This window comes from Klebsiella sp. 18074, assembly GCF_902705905.1.
Classification (GTDB): domain Bacteria; phylum Pseudomonadota; class Gammaproteobacteria; order Enterobacterales; family Enterobacteriaceae; genus Klebsiella; species Klebsiella terrigena.
In genome coordinates this window covers 166,183-187,307 of record NZ_CACSIS010000012.1, presented here as the reverse complement: position 1 = coordinate 187,307, position 21,125 = coordinate 166,183, and the positions used below count along the sequence as shown (strand labels likewise).

Genomic DNA, 21,125 nt, shown 5'->3' with positions numbered 1-21,125 from the left:
AAAGCATGAAGTTGAAGAGAGCCAGCTCCCTCTAAAAGAGGTGTGAAGGGAAGGCTCTCAGAGTCTGGACTTAGTACGCCCCTATGGGGCGTTTTCAATGCCACCTGCTATGCAGGTGGTTTTTTACGTCCGCCTGCCGTCAGGCGCGGCCCACGCTGCCCCAGACCATTCGGCCCCGGTGGAAGGTTGCGGCGCGCGGTGAAATACGCGCCACCGCTTCGGCGGAGCAGGAGGCGTCAACCAGCACGAAGCTGGCGTCGTCCTGGACCTTGGGCCACACGCGCTCGCCCTTATCGTTCAGCGGCAGCACGTCGCCGGTGGCAATCGCCAGCGAGCGGGAGAGCGTCTGCTCATTCGGGCGAATGTAGAGCTGGGCGTAGAGGTTGGCCTTCTCCAGCATGTCGCCGAGGCCGTACGGCGACCAGTGATCGATGACGCTGTCGGTACCGGTCATCACAAACACGCCTTTCTCACGCAGTTGGCTTAGCGGCATATGCAGGGTACCGATCGGCACGGTTGAGGCGATGGTTATCCGCGCGGCCGCCATGCGCTCGGCAATCGCCGCGACCTGCCGTTCGTTGAGAGTCGCCAGGGCAAAGGCGTGGCTGATGGTCAGCTTGCCCTTCAGCTGCGGGGTCTTCTCCACGGTTTCTACCATGTAGTTTATCGCCGCCACGCCCGCCGGGCTGGTTTCGTGCAGATGAATATCGACTCCTTTGTCATAGTCCAGCGCTATCTGGAACATCGTATCGAGCGACTTCTCCATTGCGCCGTCGACGTTGGTCGGATCCAGGCCGCCGACATAGTGCGCCCCGGCCTGCATCGCTTCGCGTACCAGCGACTCGGAGTGCGACAGCAGCAGGCCGTGCTGCGGGAAGGCGACGATTTCACATTCGAATCCCGGACTGCGCCGCGCCAGCACCGCCTGCAGGTTTTCGAGGTTTTTTAGCCCCGAGGTTGGTTCGATATTGCAGTGGCTGCGGGCCACGGTGGAGCCTTTGGACTGGATAAGATCGATAAGCTTCTCTGCGTGCTGCTGGGTATAGGGCTGCAGCTCCGGCAGGAGCTTTTTCTCAAGCTTAATCATATCCTGAATCGTGGTGCCCGCCGGACGGTTCAGGGAGCGCCACGGGCCGCCGTAAAAGGTTTTATCGAGGTGAATATGCATGTCGCGCATCGCCGGGAGCATCAGCATGCCCGCCGCGTCGTAGCGGGGGAGGGTGGCATCGGGATGGCTTTTATTGCTCCGCAGGGCCGCTATCTTCCCGTCGCGAATCTCCAGGGTCTGCAGCTCGGTGCGGGTATGGACCACCGCCCCGTTTTCATACTCGAAGCCGCTCTCCAGCAGCACGTTGTCGAGGTAGTAGTGTTTGTCGCCGAGGCTCGTGGTCCCCTGGGGATCGCTGCAGGCGGCCGGGCTGCTGCCGTCCGCGTAGGCGGAGGGCGACGCTGCGCCGAGCAGGGCCGCGGCGGCGGCTATTTTTCCACTGCGGGTGAGAAACTCCCGGCGGCTATTGTCGTTATTCATCTTTCTTCCTTAAGCTATGCGCCGTTAGTTATGCACAATATGGGTGCCCGTTTCCCCGCGCAGCGCGGCGGGCAGGCGTTCGGGGGTGGTAATAATGACCCGGCTGCCGCCGTGGGCTAAGAATGCCAGGCTGGCGACGATTTTCGGCAGCATGCTGCCCGCCGGAAAGTGGCCCTCCTGCATATAGCGGGTCATCTCGCCGAGCGTCACCGTTCCCAGCGCCTGCTGGTTGGCTTTGCCAAAATGAATGCACACCTTTTCAACGCCGGTGGTAATAACCAGCACGTCGGCGTCAATTTCCCGCGCCAGCAGCGCGGTGGAGAGGTCTTTATCGATGACCGCATCCACGCTCTGATAATCGCCGCCTGCGCTGCGCACTACCGGAATACCGCCGCCGCCGGCGCCGATCACCAGGAAGCCCTGGCGGGTGAGGGTTTTAATCGCCTCGGCCTCGACGATGCGCTTTGGCTCCGGCGAGGCCACCACCCGGCGATAGCCGCGCCCGGCATCTTCGACGAAGCGCCAGTCGGGATGCGCCAGCTGCAGCGCGTCGCGCTGGGCGGCGCTAAAAAATGCGCCAATCGGCTTGGTGGGATGGGTAAAACCGGGATCGTTTTTGTCCACCTCAACCTGGGTGACGACGGTGACCGCCTTCTGCTCGCCGCGATGGGCCAGGCGATTATTGAGCGCCTGCTGGATCAGATAGCCGATGCCACCCTGGGTATCGGCGACGCAGTTGGCCAGGGGAGTGAGCGGCAGGCCTTCGTGCTCGTGAGCGATTTCGGCGCGACGGAGATCCAGCCCAACCTGCGGCCCGTTGCCGTGGGTGAGCACGATGTTATAGTCCGATGCCAGCATCTCCAGCACCGTATCCGCCACGGCTCTCACGGCTTCGGCCTGATGCTCAACCGACTGGCTGGCGTTATCTTTGATGATGCTGTTGCCGCCAATGGCAACGACCACGAGTTCTTTCATTGTCCGGGTTCCGCTACAGAGGATAAGAGAGTTATGGTTGTTCGCCGTTGCCCGGGAGCGGCGCCCCCGGGGAACCCTTTGCTACGCGAGGTAACGCTCGCTCCAGCGCAAAATGGCCTTTTCAAAGCAGGCGAACGGCGGGTGGACAATGCCGGCGCCGATCATGCCGATCCCGGCATCCTTATGGGCGATGGCGGTATTGATCACCGGCAGAATGCCGCTGCCGCCGACGCGGGTAATATCGATGGCGGTCGGGACGCCCATAAAGCCGAGCAGCGGAATGGTGACGTTGGGGTTTTCGCCGAGGGTGATTTCGCGCATCTGGCGCGAAAAGTCGATAGCCTCCTCAACCGTGCCGCCCACCAGCGCGACGATAGCCGGCGCCGTCGCCATCGCAAAGCCGCCGATGCCGTAGGTTTCGGTAATCGCGCTATCGCCGATATCCAGCCCGGAGTCTTCCGGTTTATAGCCGGCGAACATCGGGCCGATAACCTGCTGGGCCGGGCCGGTAAACCACTCTCCCGGCAGGCCGCTGACCCGCAGGCCGAACTCGACGCCGTTACGCGCCATGGTGGTGACCACGGTGCTGTACTCAATGCCGTGGGCCGCGTCCATCGCCGCTTTACACATTGCCATCCACGTCGGGCCGGAGAAGTAGTCGCTGCTGGCGACAAACTCGAAGACCTGGCGCTGCTGCTCGACGGAATAGCCGGCCTGAATAATGCCCGGCGTCAGCGCCTGAATCAGCAGGGTGGTGCCCGCATTGTTACGGTTGTGGCACTCGTCGCCCATATGCAGGGCCTGGGCCAGCATCAGGCGCAGATCGATTTCGCCGACGATCTTCATCGCCTCCCGCAGCATCGGCCCCTGCACGTCGCGCATCCAGTTAAGGCGATCGATAACGCTCTGGTCGTTGGCCCCCATGCGCAGGATCTTCGCCATCTGCTCGCTCATGTTGGTAAACGCGACGTTGCCGTAGGTTTTATTCTCGACAATATGCATGAACATTGAGGCCGAGGTGACCCCCGCCATTGAGCCGACGCAGTCGTGCTCGTGGCACGGTGAGAAGATGATCTCCCCGGAGGCCGCCAGCTCTGCGGCCTCATTCAAATCCTGCGCCAGGCCTTCGAATACCAGCGCCCCGGTCACCGCGCCCTTCATCGCGCCACACATCTGCTCCCATTTGACCGGCGGCCCGGCGTGGAGGATGGTTTTGGCGGTCATGCCGGGAACCACGTTAATGGCCTGATCGAAGCTGGTCAGCACCGGGTGCGACTGAATAATGCGCTCCAGCGCCTGCCGGTTGGCGGCGGCGATTTTGTCGGCCAGCGCGGAGTCGGCGATGGCGTCCAGCGCCTGCACGACCTGCATATTGCCCTGGCCCGGCGGCGTCCAGTCGAGCTGGGTAACGGCGACGTGCTGCTTTTTCAGCTCCTCGCTGAACAGGGCGATCCCAACGTTAATGACGTTCAGCGGCTGGTTGAATAGTGGCTGGCTCATCAGGCTTTCTCTCCTTTGCAGATAAATTCACGCGCCAGCAGGCCGGTATGGCTGCTGCTGCTGGCCAGAATGACGCCCGCATCGCTAAGCCGGCGGCGCTGTTGTTCCAGGGAAGGGGTATCGAGGTCGGTGCCGAGCACGTAGCCGAGGATTGCCAGCGGGCGCCCGTCGGCGGCGGCAATGGCCTGCGCCTGCTTAATCGCCTCCAGCATCGCGCCGGCGGGATCCTCATGGGAGCCGAAGCCCAGCACGAAATCCATAACGATAACGGCGACCTGCGGATCGCGGGCCTCCTGCAATAGCCGCTGGATGCGGTTGGTCGGGTCGATCATCGGGTGCGGCCTGCCGTTGGTGAAGTCGTCGTCGCCGAAGTCGAGGAAGGTATGCCCGACGCTGCGGTTGATATCCGTCAGGCGCAGGGCCGGGTCGGGCTGGATATTGCTGTAGACCTCGGCCTCTTGTTCCAGCAGCGCAAACATCGCTTCATCGCACAGGGTGCCGCCGCAGAACAGGCCGCGAATATACTTCTGCTGCGGGATCAGGCGCGCGCGAACGTCGGCAATCAGCGCCCGATCTGCCGCCTGGCGATCGCCGCCCGCCGGCGTAATGCCGCAGAGCGCGACCGCTTTCAGCGCCGCTTCGTAGGTGCCGCGGGCAAACTGCAGACCGCTCTCATCCGCAGGCGCTTCGGCGCGACCGAGGAAGCAGACCACCACCGGCTTGCGGCAGGCGCGGGCGCGTTCAATGACCCTGCGCGCCACCGCCGGAGCCGGAGGTTTTGAGATCAGGACGATGATCTCGGTCTGCGGATCGTCTTCCAGCATCCCGATGGCGTCCAGCATCATCAGGCCGCCGATTTTTTCACTCAGATCGCGCCCGCCGGTGCCGATAAGCTGCGATACGCCGCCGCCGAAATCGTGGATCCGCACGCTCAGCTCCTGGCTGCCGGTGCCGGAGGCGCCGACAATCCCGATATTGCCGCGGCGCACCGCGTTGCCAAAGCACAGGGCGGTGCCGTTAATGATGGCGGTGCCGCAGTCCGGCCCCATCATCAGCAGGCCTTTTTCATGGGCCAGCTGCTTCAGCGCCAGCTCCTCTTCCGGCGTGACGTTATCGGAAAACAGCATGACGTTAAGATCGTTTTGCAGCGCCTGGCGGGCCTCCCGGGCGGCGAACAGGCCATTGACCGAAATGACCGCCAGATTGCTCTCGGGGAGATGCTTTTTGGCGCTGGCAAGCGTCGCGTAGCGGGCTTCATGCTGCCCGCTCTGCGCCTTGTTGTGGAACAGCTCTTCGATGGCCGCCAGGGTTTGTTCGTTGTCCGCGCCGTCGCGACCATTAATGACGATCATCAGGTCGCCGTTTTTCGCTGCGGCCAGCTCCGGCGTCAGCAGCCCGAGATTTTTCAGCACCCCTTTGTTCATCTCCGTGGCCATAGCCACAAACGCCTGCTCGACGCCGTCGAGCTGATTGGCCCGGGTCGAAATCGACATCAGCGAAACGGAATCAAAATAGGTATTCGGCTTAACGATTATTTTGACTGACATAATTTCCTCCATACGTTTGGCTCAGGGCGCAGGCGTCCGCCATGCCGTACAGCATGTCGCAGCCGGAGCTTGAGCCAATATTTTTAATATCGGCAATAGCCTCGATAGAAAAGGACGCTGGTTCATTCAGTAAATAATGAATAAATCGCGCAATACTTTCTCGGTAACGCTGGTTTAATGCGGCTTCTAAGGTTATGGCGCTGAGCGGGGTGGTATTATTTCCGGCGCGCTGCAGGGCCAATAAAAAATCATCCCGGTATTTTTCCCGCGGATGTCCGGGGAGTAATAAAATAACGCTGAGGCCAACCAGATAATCATCCGCCGACGGCGTCAGGCCAATACCCAGCCCCAGCATAGAGGACACCGCCGGCGTAATTTCATCTCCCTGCTGCAGGGCCGCTAATAAAACGCGGCGGCGTTGCTGTAATTGCCGGCTAATTTCCTGATGAAAAGGATTATTGCCGCGATAGAGAAATAAGGTTTCATCGTCGTGCAGCTGCTGGCGGAGAGTGCGGCTCCAGCGCCGCCACGGAATATGCCGCAGGCGCTCGTCGCTCAGCGTGGGTTTGGCCATTTGCCAGCGCCGGCATTGCGATGTATCTATCCATCCGCTCTCGCCAAACGCGATGCCTGAATCAAGAAAGCGAACCGGCTGGCCGGGCCGGAACAGGTTGTCAAAGTGTGTGAGTGCCAACCTACAGCTGTTGGGCGCGTTGTCGTAATCTGCGCAAAGCAGCGTCAGCATCCGCTGCGGACCCGGAACAAACAGGTTTACCGCCCGGGAAAAGCGCTGTTCAACCCGCCCGCTGCCGCGCTGCGCGAGAAACCTTTCGTCCGCAGTTAGCGCTTGCACACACCGCCGTCCGGAGGTGTCGATAGCGGTTCTCCTCGGCTAGGCGCCCGCAGCAGTCAGCAGGTGGGCTATTTCGCTAAAGCCTTTTTCCCGCGCCAGTTCCAGCGGAGTCCTGCCGTATTTATCGGTCATATGCGGGCTGGCGCCGTGCTCCAGCAGCAGCGCAACGATCGCCTGCTGCGTGCTGCCGCCGTCGTTGAGCACGATGGCTTCCAGCAGCGGCGTCCAGCCGACAAAGTTGGTGTGATTAACGTTAATCTCGGTCTGCGTCAGCAGCTCCTGGACGATCGCCAGATGGCCTTTTTCACAGGCCGGCGTCAGGCCGACGCCGCCAAAACGCGTTAAGCAGTTGAGGTCCGGAGCGGCGGGAAGAATTAAGCGCAACAGCGTTAAATCATTATTCAGGCAGCTTATCAGGAAGGGGTTTAAACAGGTCTGGTCCTGTTTATTAATATCGATCCCCGCAGCAATAAGCTGCGCCACACAGTCATAGTGCTGATGTAAGCTGGCAAGGACAATAGCCGTCTGGCCGAGGCGGTTAGCGCTGTTAATATTAACGCCCTTGAGCAGGCACTGTTTTAACTGTGCGAGGTTTCCTTGCTCCGCCGCTAACAGGTATTCAGTGATGAGATTTTCCCTGGACATAAACCGGCTCCGGATAATTTGCGCTGACGATTTTGGTTGATGGGCTGAGGATAGCAATGAAAAAATGATAAAAGAACCCGCTTAAAATTTATTCGCCGTAAAGCGGCTGATTGTTGAATATCATTTAATAATGGATGCAGGCTGTGCGGTGGTGCACCCTTTGCTGGTTTCTTCGTATTCCCCTTAATGCAATCGGGTTTTGTTTATATATAGTTCCCGAAGGTAACAAGGACACCTGGAAACGATTATTCGGAGGAGGACAAGATGAACGGACTCACGGCTACGGGGATTACTGTCGGAATTAGCGCTGGCGTCTGGCAGCTTATCTCCTCGCAGGTTGGGCTTGAGCACGGCTGGGAATTATTAGGAACGATTGGCTTCGTGGCCTTCTGCAGTTTTTATGCCGCGGGCGGAGGCAAGGCGGGGTTTGTCAAAAGCCTGTTTGTTAACTACTCCGGGGCGGTATGGGCGTTTCTTGCGGCGCTGGCCTCGGGATGGGTCGCCGCGCTGAGCGGCATATCGGGCTTCTGGGCCAGCGTCATCGTCACGGTGCCGTTCTCAGCGGCGATCGTCTGGCAGGGGCGGTTTTCTCTGACGTCGTTTATCCCCGGCGGCTTCCTCGGCATGACGCTATTCTTTGCCTCCGGGCTGAACTGGCCGGTGACGCTGCTGGGCTTTTTCGCCGGCAACTGCGTCGGCCTTATTTCCGAATATACCGGCCGTCGGCTGAGCGAAGCGACGTCGAAGCCTGAAGCCTGAAGCGCCGCCGCGGCCTGAGAGAACCCGCGTTCTTTCAGGTAGATTGTGGGCGTGGTGTTAAAAGTTATTCAAAAATGGTTGCCCAATCATCCACCTGGCAAATACATTCAGCATGAGAATCTAGCGGATGGCCGGTTGATGAGAGCAGGAGCGGGCAAATGAACTCAATTTTTACCGAAGAAAATCTGCAGGCGTTCACTACGGCGGCGCGCTTTGGCAGTTTTAGCAAGGCGGCGGATGAGCTGGGGCTCACAACCTCCGCCATCAGCTACACCATTAAGCGCATGGAGACGGGGCTGGACGTGGTGCTGTTTACCCGCAATACCCGCAGCATTGAGCTCACCGAATCCGGCTACTACCTTTTTCGCAAAGCCACCGACCTGCTGAACGATTTCCACGCTATCAAGCGCAGCATCGATACTATCGCCCAGGGCATCGAGGCGCGGGTGCGAATCTGCATTAATCAGCTGCTCTATACCCCGCGGCACACCGCACGCCTGCTGCAGGTGCTTAAAAAACAGTTCCCCACCTGTCAGATAACCGTCACTACCCAGGTCTACAACGGCGTCTGGGACGCCATTATTAATAACCAGGCCAACATTGCTATCGGCGCGCCGGATACGCTGCTCGACGGCGGCGGTATTGATTACACCGAAATTGGCGCCATTCGCTGGGTGTTCGCCATTGCGCCGGATCACCCGCTGGCGTTTATGCCGGAACCGATCTCCGAAAGCCAGCTGCGCCTCTATCCGAATATCATGGTGGAAGACACCGCGAATACGATTAATAAAAAGGTCGGCTGGCTGCTGCACGGTCAGGAGGCGATCCTGGTGCCGGATTTTAATACCAAGTGCCAGTGTCAGATCCTCGGAGAGGGAATTGGCTTCCTGCCGGATTATATGGTCAATGAAGCGATGGACGGGCGGCTGCTGGTGACGCGGCAGATCCACAACCCGCGCCAGGATTCGGGAATGCTCCTCGCCACCCAGCACGCGGCGACCGGGCAGGTGACCCAGTGGATTAAAAAGGAGTTTCGTCCGGGCGGCCAGTTGACCGCTATTTATCAGGACTTGCTCCATCGCGGGAAATAATGGCAGCAGGCCCGGCCGCTTTATGTGATATAACAGCGCGTATAAAAACATAAGGTGTTAATTAAATGCAAAAAATTAAGTTAATTGTTGGTAGCGTGATCTGCGCTGGTTGTTTATTAACGCCAGTAGTATCGATGGCAAGCTATAAAATAAATACCCAGCCGATTCATTTCGATAAAGGCACCAGCGGCACCACTATGCATAATGCGGTGAGCGGGGCCGATGTGAAAGACTATACGCTGGTGGCGAAGGCAGGCCAGACTATGCGCGTCAGTATGAAACGCGGCGCCCATCATCCCTATTTCAACGTCATTAACCCCGCCAATGAAACGGTTTTTAATGGTGCCATGCGCGACGGCGATTTCGAACAGCGCCTGGCGACCAGCGGCAAATATACCGTTCGCGTATACCAAATGGGCGGCGCGCGCGATGAGGGAAAAACCAGCCCCTATGAGCTGACGTTTAAAATTATCCACTAACCTGCCCAACCGCCAACCGCCAACCGCCAACCGCCAGCGGGTGGTTATTTCATCGCCACCCGGCTGGCCTTCGCGCGGTTGCGCCGCGTATCCACCACGATCTGCTCCTCAACGCCGCGATCCTCGGCGGCAGCCAGCGCGCGGGCAATATCCGCAGCCTGAAAGGCGTAGGCGATCGTGCGGATCGAGGCGTGGGCCTGATGAATGGTTTGCAGTACCAGCCGGCGGCACCTCCCTCCAGCGTCGGTCTATGATAAAGCTTGTCCATTCATGAATGATTCCCCAATCAAATCATCTCCTGCTGAATGCCAGTCCCGTACCCTCGGCTCGTGAGCAAACTGCTGGTTGCCTCTCATTTTTCGCTCGTTTATGCGGCAATGTTAGATATCTGTCAAAGTTCTGTTACTGCGTGGTTTTAAAATTTTCATTTCAGTTATTTAATTATAAAAGTTTCAAATAAATTGTTAATGAAACAAAAAGACTGAAATCGGCTAACCCCATCCGGAGATGATTAATGAACTTCTGTTTTAATAATTCATTATAAATAAACCGATTTTAGCGGTTTGTGGCAAAAGATAAGCCGACGGCGCTGGCGGAGACGCATTCTCTGGCCGAAGGACAGGCAGGTGTTTGACTCGTTTTTTATGAAATGAATTTTTCATTTATCTCAATAAACTGGCGTATCAACGACGCTCAAGGATCAACTGTGAATATCAAGAAAACGATTGTTGCCTCTTTGTTAGTCTGTATGTTGCCTGCGGTTGTGATGGCAAAAGATATTTCCGTCGGCGTATCGATGGCGCTTTTTGATGATAACTTTCTGACCATCCTGCGTAACGCCATGCAAAAAGAGATGCAAAAAGATGGCGTTAAGTCACAGGTTGAAGACGCCAAGGGCGATGTGGCGCAGCAGCTGCAGCAGGTACAGAGCTTCATCGGCCAGGGCGTTGATGCCATCATCGTTGCCCCGGTCGACACCAACGCGGTGAAACCGATTATCGATCAGGCGACCAAAGCCGGTATCCCGCTGGTGTTCGTTAACCGTCGCCCGCAGCTGCCGCTGACGGACAAAATGGCCTACGTCGGCTCGGATTCCGTCCTTGCCGGGCGCCTGCAGATGGAAGCGCTGGCGAAAGCGATGAACGGTAAAGGAAACGTCGCGATCCTGCTGGGCGATCTGGCCAATGAATCGACCCGCGACCGGACGAAGGGCGTGGAAGAGGTGGTGGCGAAATACCCGAATATTAAAATTGTGCAGAAGCAGACCGCCAAATTTATGCGTAACGACGCGGTAGACGTGGTGAGCAACTGGATGACCAGCGGGGAAGACATCCAGGCCATTGCCTCAAACAACGATGAAATGGCCATCGGCGCGCTGCAGGCGCTGGGCAGCAACCCGAACCACATTCTGATCGCCGGCGTTGACGGCACCCCCGACGCGCTGCAGATGCTTAAAAACGGCAAGATGATCGCCACCATTTTCCAGGACGCGAAGGGGCAGGGCGAGGGCGCGGTCAACGCCGCCATCAAGCTGGCTAACGGTGAGAAAGTCGAAAAGATCATCGACGTCCCCTACCAGCTGATCACCAAAGAAAACATGTCTGATTTCGTCAGCCGCAACCAAAAATAACCGTTCCTGGCCCAGCGGTACGGAGGTTTTTCTATGAACGCTTTTGCCCTAGAAGCCGAAGGTATCAGCAAGTTCTTTCCCGGCGTGAAGGCGCTCGATAATGTCTCACTGCGCGTGCGCCCTGGAACGGTACACGCGCTGATGGGCGAAAACGGGGCCGGTAAATCCACTCTGATGAAATGCCTTATCGGGATTTACCGTCCCGATAAGGGCGCGATAAAAGTCAAAGGCCAGCCGGTTCAGTTTCAGGACACCATGGATGCGCTGCGGTCGGGGATCTCGATGATCCACCAGGAGCTTAATCTGGTGCCGCATATGACGGTGGCGGAAAATATCTGGCTCGGCCGCGAGCCGATGAAGTACGGCTTCGTCGATCATCGCCAGCTGATCCGCCAGACCCAGACGCTGCTGGATAAGCTCAATATTCGCCTCTCCGCCGATCGGCTGGTGGGCGATCTGAGCATCGCCGCCCAGCAGATGGTGGAAATTGCTAAAGCGGTCTCGTGGAACGCCGATATCGTGATTATGGACGAGCCGACCTCGGCGTTAACCGAAGGGGAGGTGGGGCACCTGTTTACGATTATTCACGACCTCCGCGCGCAGGGCAAAGCCATCATCTATATCAGCCATAAGATGGATGAGATTTTTGCTATTACCGATGAAATCAGCGTCTTTCGTGACGGCAGCTGGGTCGCCAGCCAGCAGACGGCGGAATATACCCGCCAGTCGTTAATCACTCAGATGGTCGGGCGAGAATTAACCCAGCTGTTCCCAAAATTCAATAATACGATCGGGGAGGATGTCCTGAGCGTGCGCAATCTGTCGCGCAAGGGCTACTTTGATGACGTCAGCTTCAGCGTGCGGCGCGGCGAAATACTCGGGGTTGCCGGGCTGGTCGGGGCCGGGCGTAGCGAGGTGATGGAGTGCCTGTTCGGTATGGAGAGCTTTGACGAGGGAGAGGTGCTGATTGATGGCGTCCCGGTGAAGATAGATTCTCCTTCCGTGGCCATCGAAAAAGGGATGGCGCTGCTGACCGAGGATCGCAAAAAGTCCGGCCTGTTCCTCGTCCTGTCGGTGCTGGAGAATATGAGCATCGTCAATATGCCGGAATATATCGGTAAAAGCGGGTTTGTTAAACATGTGAAAATGGCGGAAGACTGTATGGAGCAGATCCGCCGTCTGAATATTAAAACCCCGACGATGGATCAAATTATTAATAACCTCAGCGGAGGTAATCAGCAAAAAGTACTGATTGCCCGCTGGCTCTTAGCCCAGCCCAAAATATTAATTCTCGATGAGCCGACCCGCGGTATTGACGTGGGCGCGAAGGCTGAAATTTACCATCTGATTAGCGAACTGGCGAACCGTGGCGTCGCGGTGATTATGGTTTCCTCTGAACTACCGGAAATCCTCGGGATGAGTGACCGCGTAATGGTCATGTACGAAGGGCGTATTACCGGCATCCTTGAAAAGGATGAGGCCGATCAGGAAACCATTTTGTCGTTGGCATCCAATTGAGGCGTAGAGAATGAGCAATATGAAATTGACCGCAGCTCCCGTAAATGAGAAACCCTCTTTCTTGAGTCAGCTACGGCATAAAATGCCGAAAGATACCGGGATATTTATCGTCATGGTGGCGATTGCCCTGACGTTTGAAATTGCCGGCTGGTTCGTTCGCGACCAATCATTTTTAATGAATAGCAACCGCCTGGTGCTGATTGTTTTACAGGTGGCGATTATCGGTATTATCGCCGTGGGGGTGACCCAGGTGATTATTACCACCGGGATTGACCTCTCCTCCGGCTCGGTTATCGCTCTTGCGGCGGTGGTGGCGGCAAGCCTGGCGCAGACCTCGGACAGCCTCACGCCGATGTTTCCGTCGCTGGTCAACCTGCCGGCGGTGATCCCTATTTTCGCCGGGATCGGCGTCGGCCTGCTCTGTGGGTTAACCAACGGTTTTCTGGTGACCCGTACCGGGATCCCGCCGTTTATCGCAACCCTGGGGATGATGGTTTCCGCGCGCGGTCTCGCGCAGTATTACACTCAGGGAAACCCGATTAGCTTCCTGTCCGACAGCTTTACCGCCGTGGGTCAGGGGGCGATGCCGGTCATTATCTTCTTCGTCATCGCCGCGCTGTTCCATATCGCGCTCAAGCATACCCGCTACGGTAAATACGTCTACGCCATCGGCGGCAACATGACCTCGGCAAAAGTGTCCGGCATCAACGTCAACAAGTACCTGGTCATCGTTTACACCATTGCCGGCGCGCTCTCCGGTCTGGCCGGTGTGGTATTGGCCGCGCGCGTCAGCAGCGGCCAGTCGAGCATGGGGATGTCCTATGAGCTGGATGCCATCGCCGCTGCGGTGATCGGCGGCAGCAGCTTGATGGGCGGCGTTGGGCGGATTACCGGAACGCTGATTGGGGCGGTGATTCTGGGGCTGATTAAAAGCGGCTTCACCTTCGTCGGCGTCGATGCCTACGTGCAGGATATTATTAAGGGCATCATTATTGTCGCCGCGGTGACCATCGATATGCGCCGTAACCGTAAGAAGCACTAGCCTACCTCATCGGCAATGCCCGAGCGCAGGGCTCCGGCCCGCGCTCAGGGCAGGCCGCAGATCCGGTCCCTGCCGCTGTTTTTCGCCTTATACAGTTCGCTATCTGCCCGCGCCAGCAGCTCTTCCAGCGGGCACTGCCAGCCCTGCGAAACCCCGAAGCTGGCGGTGACCTTAAAGGTCTCGCCGCCGCTGGTGTGGAAGGTCAGCTTACGGATTTCGTGCTGAATACGCGCGGCGTAGCTGGCAACGTCCTGCGCCGTCGGGGCCAGAAAGAGCACCGCAAACTCCTCGCCGCCGAGACGACCCACTACGTCGCTCGGGCGGCTAAACTTGTTCAGCGTTTTTGCCAGCGCCACCAGCACTTCGTCGCCCATCGGGTGTCCCCAGCTATCGTTAATCGACTTGAAGCGGTCGAGGTCCAGCATAATAAGCCAGGCGCTCAGGGCCTCGCTCGACTGACGCAGCAGCGCCTCGCCCCGGCTATTGAACGCCCGGCGGTTAAACAGGTGGGTGAGCGGGTCCTCCTCCGACTGGCGCTGATACTGGCGGCTGATGCGCGCATCTTCGCGCAGCTTTTTCCCGAGGGTGCCGAGGGATGAGAACAGCTCCTGCACCTCTTCCGCGGTGTCGTCATCGATCTGGACGTGCGTCTGCTTGCCGGCGATCAGAGCGGCGGCAATATTATTTAAGCGCAGAATAGGGAGCAAAACCCGCGAGCGAATATAGAAAATCATCGCGATCGTCAGGGCGTAGACCAGGGTCAGCACCAGCGAACGGATGAGCAAATTCTGCAGCGCCCGGCGCTCGCTGGCGGTGTAGTGCTTTTTGACGCCGGTCATGTAGGTATTCAGCAGATTATCAAAAGCGCCGAGGCTGGCGTGATAATCAATGGCGAAGCGCTCGGCGCTAATGCTGTAGGGCTGATTGCCGTCGCTCTCCTCTTTTAAGCGGTTAATTAAACCGATCCCCTGCGTTTCGAAGGCCTGGCGGGTATTCTCCAGCTGACGCTGAAAGTGCGGAATATAGCTTGCCTCATCGCCCTGGGTTTTCAGCAGCCACCAGGCGGTATTAATCCGCTCAATGCCGCGGGTGATCCCTTCGCGGTTCGGCTGGGGGATTTTTGTTTGGGTCGCCAGCGGGATCAGCAGCTGCGAGCCGAGCCTGCCGGTGGCGTCGCGCAGCTCGCCCAGCGCCTGGGCGCGGAGGATGGGCCCCAGCGCGCTGGGCTCCAGCAGTAAAAACTCGGCGGTGCGCTCAAACAGCGCCTGATGGTAAAAGTCGGTCGCCACGGCCATATACTGGATGGCGTCTTCTGCCGTCTTCGGATCGCTTAATTCCCGGCTGCGGAAGGTATCGGCAATATGCCTGGCGTGAGTCAGGTGATGCTGCATTTCCGTCATCAGCTCGGGGGAGAGCAGATGCTGCGGAATGCTTTGCATATCGCGATCGGTGACCTGGCGGTGGGCTACCAGCGCCTGCCACTGCCGCTCTTTATCTGCCAGCGGGCTTAATACCAGCTCGTTAACGAAGGCGCGTTCGCCGGCTAAATCGTTGGAGACCTGCAGGACGCGGTAAAAAATATCGAACTGAATAACGTTATTATGCGCGGTTTTCCACATCGACCATGAGCCGGAGAGCAGCCAGAAGGAGAGAATGGTGGTTAAACAGATTGTCGCTAACGCAGACCCCCAGATATAGCGGAGTACGTTGGACGATGCGGTGGCTTTTTTTTTCGTTTTCACACGTACCCGGCGTCAGCAGTAAGAGGCGATCCCATCAGGCTATTTTCGCGGCGAGTATGACCCGGCAGAGTGCGCGGTACGTTGACCTTAAGCCCGTCAGACGCCGCTTCTTTCCCCGCGTGCATTGGCCATACTATAGGCGATCTTCCTGCTGATTTTAGCAGAGAATCCAAAAATAAACGTTTTTAACCGCTCGGTAAGGTGCTGTTTTAATTTATTTATGCTGGGTTTTTCCTCTCCGCAGGCGCGCCGTGCGGCCCCTGGAGAGGAGAGCGTTTGTCGCCATGCGCAATGCGTTCGCTATGACGACAAGCGGGGATCAGGAGGATTCGAGCGCGGCGCTAAGCACGCTGTTAAGCAGGACGTTGGCCCCTTTTTCAGCCCACTGAGGAAGAATATTCTCGGCCTCGTTATGGCTAATCCCCTTCTCGCAGGGGATAAATATCATGCTGGCGGGGGCCACTTTGCTGATATAGCAGGTATCGTGCCCGGCGCCGGAAACCATCCGTTTAGCGCTGTAGCCGAGCGCCAGGGCGGCCCGCTCGCTGCGCGCCAGGCAGGCGGGGTCGAAGGCGATAGGCGCGTAATCAAAAATGCGCTCGACCTCTGCCGTCACGCCGCGCTGGCCCAGCGCCGCAGCGGCGCGATGCAGCGCGAGCTCCATTGCTTCGAGGGCGTCACTTTGCGGGTGGCGGAACTCGACGCTGCACTCCACGCGGCCGGGTACCACATTGCGCGACCCGGGCGTTACCTGCAGCGTGCCGACCGTCGCACGGCCGTCTGGCTGGCGGGCGATGCCGATCTCTTCCACCGCCAGCGCCAGCTCGGCAAAAGCGGTCAGCGCATCGCGGCGGCTGCCCATCGGCGTGGTGCCAGCGTGGGCGGCGAAGCCGGTGAGGGTGACGTTGAACCAGCGCTGGCCCATCGCCGCGTGCACCAGGCCGATATCAATCCCTTCGTCTTCCAGAATCGGCCCCTGTTCGATATGCACCTCATAGCAGGCGTGCAGGGGAAACGCCGCCGTCGGGTGCTGGCCGCGATAGCCGATCGCCTCCAGCGCCGCGCCGACGCTGACGCCGCTGCGATCTTCCCGGGCATGGGCCCACTCTTCGCTAAACTGCCCGGCCCACACGCCGGAGGCGAGCATCGCCGGGGCAAAGCGCGCGCCCTCTTCGTTGGTCCAGTTCACCAGCACGATATCGCGCTCGGTTTCGATGCCGCGCTCGTTAAGCACCCGCAGCGCCTCCAGCCCCGCCAGCACGCCGTAAATACCGTCATAGCGACCGCCCAGCGGCTGGGAGTCAACGTGCGAACCGGTCAACACCGGCGCCAGCGCCGGGTTTTTCCCCGCCCGGCGGATAAACATATTGCCCATGCCGTCGACACGGTAGCCAAACCCCGCCGCCAGCGCCCAGTCGCGCAGCAGATCCCGGGCCCGGCGGTCCTCTTCGCTCAGCGTAAGCCGGGTGACGCCGCCGGCGGGCGTCGCGCCGATGGTCGCCATTTCGTTTAGCGTGGCCCAGAGGCGCTCGCCGTTGACGGTTATCATGATGGGTCCTTCTTTACGCGGTAGCGGAAATCACAGCACGGCGCGCCCTGCATAATGGTCGTCGTGCGGGTCAGCTCAACCTCCGGCGCATAGCCGACGATAAACTTGTCATCGCGGGCGCAGGAGAGCAGGTGGCCAATCTCGCCGAGGCCCATTTCGTGATACATCTCGGCATAGCGGCAGCGGTTAACATTGTAGTTGTACTGCCGGTCGTCGGCGTCGAGCACGGTGACCTCCAGGGCATTGTCCTTTTCCCACAGATACTGCAGGGCGACAAAGCTCTGAATATCCGCGCCGTTGGGCTCCTGGTCGGCAAAGGCTTTCCCTGCCTCAATGGCGGCGTTCTCAATCGCCTCGCCGATGACCGCCTGGGCGCGCGCTTTGCCTATCTCGCGGACCAGGATGTCGTAAATCGGCTTAATTATCTCTGCTTCAATTTTGCGGCGGGCGAGAATGCCCAGCTCATTATTATCACTCATCACATTGCCTCACTGCGTTACTTCGTGGTGGCGCCGCCAAGCACGGTTTGCGGCTGCCATTTGCCGTCGACGACTTTGTAGACGGTAAAGGTTGGCGACTTCAGATTGCCTTCTTTATCAAAGGCAATTTGCCCGGTGACGCCGGAATAGCTGATGGCGCGCAGGGCGGGCAGGTAGACCGCCGGATCGACGGAGTCGGCTTTTTCCATCGCTGCCGCCAGCACGCGGGTGGCGTCGTAGGCGAACGGCGCGTGCAGCTCGATATGGGTGTGATAGCGCGACTGATAGGCCTGCTCAAAGGCCTTGCCGCCCGGCATCTGCTCCACCGGCAGCCCCGGCTCCAGCGCCACCACGCCGTTGCCCTCTTTCTGCGCCAGCTGCAGGAAGGTCTGGCTGACGAAGCCGCCCGCGCCCATCAGGGTGGCACTGATCCCCAGCTGCTTGATGCGGCGCGCCAGCGGTGCGGCCTGGCTATCGACGCCGCCGAAGAAGATAAGATCGGCGTTTTTGCTGCGGATTGCCGTCAGTACGGCGCTGAAATCCACCGTTTTGTCATCGACGTACTGACGATCGACGATATCGATCCCTTGGGCCTTCAGCGACTTAATAAACTCATCCGCCAGGCCCTGGCCGAAGGCGGTACGATCGTCGATCACCGCGATGCGTTTGGCTTTCAGGGTTTGCACCGCGTACTGGCCGGCAAACTGACCGCCGTCATCGTCGTGGCCCATCACCCTAAAACTGGTATCGAAGCCCTGTTTGGTATACGCATGACCGGTCGCCACCGGCGCAACCTGGGCGATCCCGGCGTCGTGATAGACCCGCGCCGCCGGAATACTGGTGCCGGTATTCCAGTGGCCGACCACCCCCGCCACGCCGCTGTCCACCAGGCGCTGGGCCACGGCTACCGCGGTGCGCGGGTCAGACTGGTCGTCCTCCGACTGCAGCTTAAAGGTCACCGCCTTGCCGCCGATCGTCGGGTGCTGCTTGTTGATATCGTCGATGGCCAGCTGAGCGCCGTTTTCCAGATCCTTACCAATACGCGCGGAAGGGCCGGTCAGCGGGCCGGCAAGGCCGATAGTGACGGTTTCGCCGGCGGCGGACCATGCGGCGGAAGAGGCAAAACCGCTGAGCACAATAGCGGCGCTAAGCGCACTGATTTTTGCTGTTTTCATTGTTTTTCCCTGATGTTGGTTGATGTGTTAAACGGGCATTTCGCCCAGATAAATCTGTGCTATGCGGTCGTCGGCCAGCAGCGTTCGCGATGGGCCGCGCTCCACGATGCTGCCGCTGTCCATGACCCACGCGCTGTCGGTGGCCTCTAGCGCCAGGCGCGCGTTCTGCTCGATCAGCAGCAGCGCCACGCCGCGTTGGCGCAGGGTGGCGATAACGCGAAAAACGTTCTCCACCATCAGCGGCGCCAGCCCCATCGACGGCTCGTCGAGGATCAGCAGTCGCGGGCGGCTGAGCAGGGCGCGGTTAAGCGCCAGCAGCTGCTGTTCGCCGCCGGAGAGCAGCCCGGCCAGCTGATGCTGGCGCTCGCCGAGGCGGGGAAAATGGCTGAAGATGTCGTCCATCTCCCGCTTAACCGCCGCGCCGTCGCGGCGCAGCCAGGCGCCCATCTGCAGATTTTCCAGCACCGTCATGCGGGCGAAAATGCCGCGACCTTCTGGCACCATCACCAGCCCTTCACGCAGCAGCGTTTCGGCCCGGCGCTTGCGTACCGGCCTGCCGTTGAAGACGATGTTGCCGCTAAACGGCTCCAGCCCGGTCACGGCGCGTACGGTGGAGCTTTTGCCCGCGCCGTTGGCGCCGATAAGCGTCGTCTGCTCGCCCTCTTTAACGCTAAACGACACCTCGCGTACCGCCTGGATGCCGCCGTAGTGCACCCCAAGACCGCTAACGGTTAACAGATCAGACATGCGCGCTTCCTCCCAGCCAGGCGGCGATAACCGCCGGGTCGCGACGTACGGTTTCTGGCGTGCCGCTGGCCAGCGTTTTGCCATAGTCCAGCACCATCAGGCGATCGCAGATCCCCATCACCAGCTTGACGTCGTGCTCAATCATCAGCAGCGTTTTTCCGTCGTTGCGGATGCGCAGCAGCAGCTCGCCAAGCGCCACTTTCTCCGCGGCGTTCATCCCGGCGGCAGGCTCGTCCAGCGCCAGCAGGCGCGGGTCGGTGGCCAGGGCGCGGGCAATCTCCAGCCGCCGCTGGTGGCCGTAGGCGAGGTCGCAGGCGCGGTAGTGGGCGAACTGGGCGATGCCGGTATACTCCAGCCAGTGCCACGCCAGCTCGCGGGTTTGCGCCTCTTCGGCGCGGGCGCGGCGGTGGCGGCTCAGCGCCGCCCACAGGCCGTTACGGGTGCGTACGTGGCGGCCGACCATCACGTTTTCCAGCACCGACATCTCGTTAAACAGCCGCACGTTCTGGAAGGTGCGGGCGATGCCGGCGGCGGTGACTTTCTCAATGTTCTTCGGGAAGTAGGGCTGACCGGCGATGGCGAACTCGCCGCTGTCCGCCGGATAGAGCCCGGTTATCAGGTTAAAGCAGGTGGTTTTACCCGCCCCGTTGGGGCCGATAAGACCGTAGATTTCGCCCTCGTTGATGGCGAGCGAGACGTTATCGACCGCCGTCAGGCCGCCGAAGCGCTTGGACATATGGCTGACGCTGAGCAGGCTCATGCTTTGGCTCCTTTATGTCCGGCGGGCCAGATGCCCTGCGGGCGCAGCAGCATCACCAGCACCAGCGCCAGGCCGTAGAAGAGCTGGCGCAAAATTTCCGGGTCAATCAGCACTTCGCCAAACAGCGCCTGCTGCAGCGGGGCGGCCTGACTGCGCAGCAGCTCGGGCAGGGCGGTCAGCAGAACGGCACCGAGGATAACGCCCGGGATATGCCCCATGCCGCCGAGCACCACCATCGCCAGCACCGCAATCGACTCCTGCAGAGTGAAGGATTCGGGGGAGACGAAGCCCTGGAAGGCGCCGAACAGCGCCCCGGCGACGCCGCCGAACGAGGCGCCGATGGCGAAAGCCAGCAGCTTATAGTTACGCAGATTAATGCCCATCGCCCGGGCAACGTCCTCATCCTCACGGATGGCGTGCCAGGCGCGGCCGATTCGCGAGTGCTGCAGGCGCAGGCAGACGAAGATAATCGCCACAATCACCAGCATCAGCAGGTAGTACCATAGCCACAGCGCCGGAACCTTAAAGCCGAACCAGTGATAGGCGCCGCTGAATTTAAGGCCGAACAGGCTCAGCGTATCGACGCCGGAAATACCCTTTGCGCCGTTGGTAATGTTCACCGGGCGATCGAGGTTGCGCATCAGGATGCGGATAATCTCGCCGAAGCCGAGGGTGACGATAGCCAGATAGTCTCCGCGCAGCTTGAGGGTCGGCGCGCCCAGCACGACGCCGCAGCCCGCCGCCACCAGCGCGGCGAACGGAATAATCAGCAGCCAGGAGGTGTGCAGGCCGTCCGGGAACCAGGCCAGCAGCTGCGGAAACGCCTCCAGCAGATGCGGGGAGGCGAGCAGCGCCGCCAGGTAGGCGCCGACGGCGTAGAAGGCGATAAAGCCCATATCCAGCAGGCCGGTGTAGCCGACCACGATGTTGAGCCCCAGCGCCAGCATGATGTACAGCAGGGCGAAGTCGATAACTCGCACCCAGTAGTTGCCGCCGAGCTGGCTGGCGACCATCGGCGCCACCAGCAGCGCGCAGATAAACAGGGTCATGCCGGACCAGAAGCGGCGGGATGCGGCGGGGGCCGCGACGAGTTGTACCGTTGTCAT

20 protein-coding genes are annotated in these 21,125 nt (G+C 59.6%); 6 read left to right on the top strand and 14 right to left on the bottom strand.

Translation table 11 applies throughout. The features are described 5' to 3' along the window. Positions 1-139: 139 nt before the first annotated feature. The 6 genes from GVK32_RS14050 to GVK32_RS14025 form a co-directional block, all read right to left on the bottom strand. Positions 140-1,528, bottom strand: a complete 1,389-nt coding sequence (locus GVK32_RS14050; protein ID WP_159868813.1) for an amidohydrolase family protein — start codon at positions 1,526-1,528, stop codon at positions 140-142. Between the two features lie 24 nt (positions 1,529-1,552). Then, a complete protein-coding gene (locus GVK32_RS14045; RefSeq protein WP_159868810.1) occupies positions 1,553-2,503 on the bottom strand; it encodes a carbamate kinase family protein in 951 nt (316 codons plus the stop codon). 81 nt (positions 2,504-2,584) lie between these two features. Next, on the bottom strand, positions 2,585-4,003 hold the full coding sequence (locus GVK32_RS14040; protein WP_159868807.1) for a DUF1116 domain-containing protein: 1,419 nt from the start codon (positions 4,001-4,003) through the stop codon (positions 2,585-2,587). Beyond that, the gene (gene fdrA / locus GVK32_RS14035) at positions 4,003-5,550 is read right to left on the bottom strand and encodes an acyl-CoA synthetase FdrA (RefSeq protein WP_159868804.1); all 1,548 of its coding nucleotides are present in this window, start codon (positions 5,548-5,550) and stop codon (positions 4,003-4,005) included. Before fdrA ends, GVK32_RS14040 begins: the two co-directional genes overlap by 1 nt. After that, positions 5,528-6,403: a DUF2877 domain-containing protein gene (locus GVK32_RS14030; RefSeq protein WP_159868801.1), complete on the bottom strand. Its 876-nt coding sequence runs from the start codon at positions 6,401-6,403 to the stop codon at positions 5,528-5,530. Before GVK32_RS14030 ends, fdrA begins: the two co-directional genes overlap by 23 nt. A 39-nt stretch (positions 6,404-6,442) precedes the next feature. Further along, on the bottom strand, positions 6,443-7,048 hold the full coding sequence (locus GVK32_RS14025; RefSeq protein ID WP_159868798.1) for an ankyrin repeat domain-containing protein: 606 nt from the start codon (positions 7,046-7,048) through the stop codon (positions 6,443-6,445). Positions 7,049-7,312: 264 nt separating this feature from the next. Between GVK32_RS14025 and GVK32_RS14020 the strand changes: the two genes are divergently transcribed. The 3 genes from GVK32_RS14020 (at position 7,313) to GVK32_RS14010 (ending at position 9,377) form a co-directional block, all read left to right on the top strand. Continuing rightward, on the top strand, positions 7,313-7,807 hold the full coding sequence (locus GVK32_RS14020; RefSeq protein WP_159868795.1) for a DUF1097 domain-containing protein: 495 nt from the start codon (positions 7,313-7,315) through the stop codon (positions 7,805-7,807). 158 nt (positions 7,808-7,965) lie between these two features. Beyond that, entirely contained in the window at positions 7,966-8,898 is a 933-nt protein-coding gene (locus GVK32_RS14015; protein WP_159868792.1) for a LysR substrate-binding domain-containing protein, read from the top strand. A gap of 134 nt (positions 8,899-9,032) precedes the next feature. Further along, entirely contained in the window at positions 9,033-9,377 is a 345-nt protein-coding gene (locus GVK32_RS14010; protein ID WP_227697851.1) for a DNA breaking-rejoining protein, read from the top strand. A 44-nt stretch (positions 9,378-9,421) separates the two neighbouring features. On the opposite strand, the gene GVK32_RS29525 is transcribed toward GVK32_RS14010, so the two are convergent. Beyond that, positions 9,422-9,583, bottom strand: a complete 162-nt coding sequence (locus GVK32_RS29525) for a hypothetical protein (protein ID WP_368667460.1) — start codon at positions 9,581-9,583, stop codon at positions 9,422-9,424. A gap of 500 nt (positions 9,584-10,083) precedes the next feature. On the opposite strand from GVK32_RS29525, the gene GVK32_RS14005 reads away from it, so the two are divergent. The 3 genes from GVK32_RS14005 to GVK32_RS13995 are packed head-to-tail and all read left to right on the top strand — an operon-like array spanning position 10,084 to position 13,567. After that, the gene (locus GVK32_RS14005) at positions 10,084-11,007 is read left to right on the top strand and encodes a sugar ABC transporter substrate-binding protein (RefSeq protein ID WP_159868786.1); all 924 of its coding nucleotides are present in this window, start codon (positions 10,084-10,086) and stop codon (positions 11,005-11,007) included. 33 nt (positions 11,008-11,040) lie between these two features. Continuing rightward, a complete protein-coding gene (locus GVK32_RS14000) occupies positions 11,041-12,525 on the top strand; it encodes a sugar ABC transporter ATP-binding protein (RefSeq protein WP_159868783.1) in 1,485 nt (494 codons plus the stop codon). A 19-nt stretch (positions 12,526-12,544) separates the two neighbouring features. Next, positions 12,545-13,567: an ABC transporter permease gene (locus GVK32_RS13995; RefSeq protein WP_200842878.1), complete on the top strand. Its 1,023-nt coding sequence runs from the start codon at positions 12,545-12,547 to the stop codon at positions 13,565-13,567. 44 nt (positions 13,568-13,611) lie between these two features. Here the strand turns inward: GVK32_RS13995 and GVK32_RS13990 are convergent, their stop codons facing one another. The 7 genes from GVK32_RS13990 to GVK32_RS13960 all read right to left on the bottom strand — a co-directional run bounded on the left by GVK32_RS13990 (position 13,612) and on the right by GVK32_RS13960 (position 21,125). After that, complete coding sequence (locus GVK32_RS13990) at positions 13,612-15,309, bottom strand: GGDEF domain-containing protein (protein WP_159868777.1); 1,698 nt, start codon at positions 15,307-15,309, stop codon at positions 13,612-13,614. Between the two features lie 319 nt (positions 15,310-15,628). Continuing rightward, entirely contained in the window at positions 15,629-16,858 is a 1,230-nt protein-coding gene (locus tag GVK32_RS13985; protein WP_159868774.1) for a Zn-dependent hydrolase, read from the bottom strand. Next, positions 16,855-17,337, bottom strand: a complete 483-nt coding sequence (locus GVK32_RS13980; RefSeq protein ID WP_159868771.1) for an L-2-amino-thiazoline-4-carboxylic acid hydrolase — start codon at positions 17,335-17,337, stop codon at positions 16,855-16,857. Before GVK32_RS13980 ends, GVK32_RS13985 begins: the two co-directional genes overlap by 4 nt. Before the next feature lie 17 nt (positions 17,338-17,354). Next, positions 17,355-18,512: a branched-chain amino acid ABC transporter substrate-binding protein gene (locus tag GVK32_RS13975; protein ID WP_159868768.1), complete on the bottom strand. Its 1,158-nt coding sequence runs from the start codon at positions 18,510-18,512 to the stop codon at positions 17,355-17,357. 27 nt (positions 18,513-18,539) lie between these two features. Next, a complete protein-coding gene (locus GVK32_RS13970) occupies positions 18,540-19,259 on the bottom strand; it encodes an ABC transporter ATP-binding protein (RefSeq protein WP_159868765.1) in 720 nt (239 codons plus the stop codon). Then, entirely contained in the window at positions 19,252-20,019 is a 768-nt protein-coding gene (locus tag GVK32_RS13965) for an ABC transporter ATP-binding protein (protein ID WP_159868762.1), read from the bottom strand. Before GVK32_RS13965 ends, GVK32_RS13970 begins: the two co-directional genes overlap by 8 nt. Beyond that, the gene (locus tag GVK32_RS13960) at positions 20,016-21,125 is read right to left on the bottom strand and encodes a branched-chain amino acid ABC transporter permease (protein ID WP_159868759.1); all 1,110 of its coding nucleotides are present in this window, start codon (positions 21,123-21,125) and stop codon (positions 20,016-20,018) included. The genes GVK32_RS13965 and GVK32_RS13960 overlap by 4 nt, the downstream gene beginning before the upstream one ends.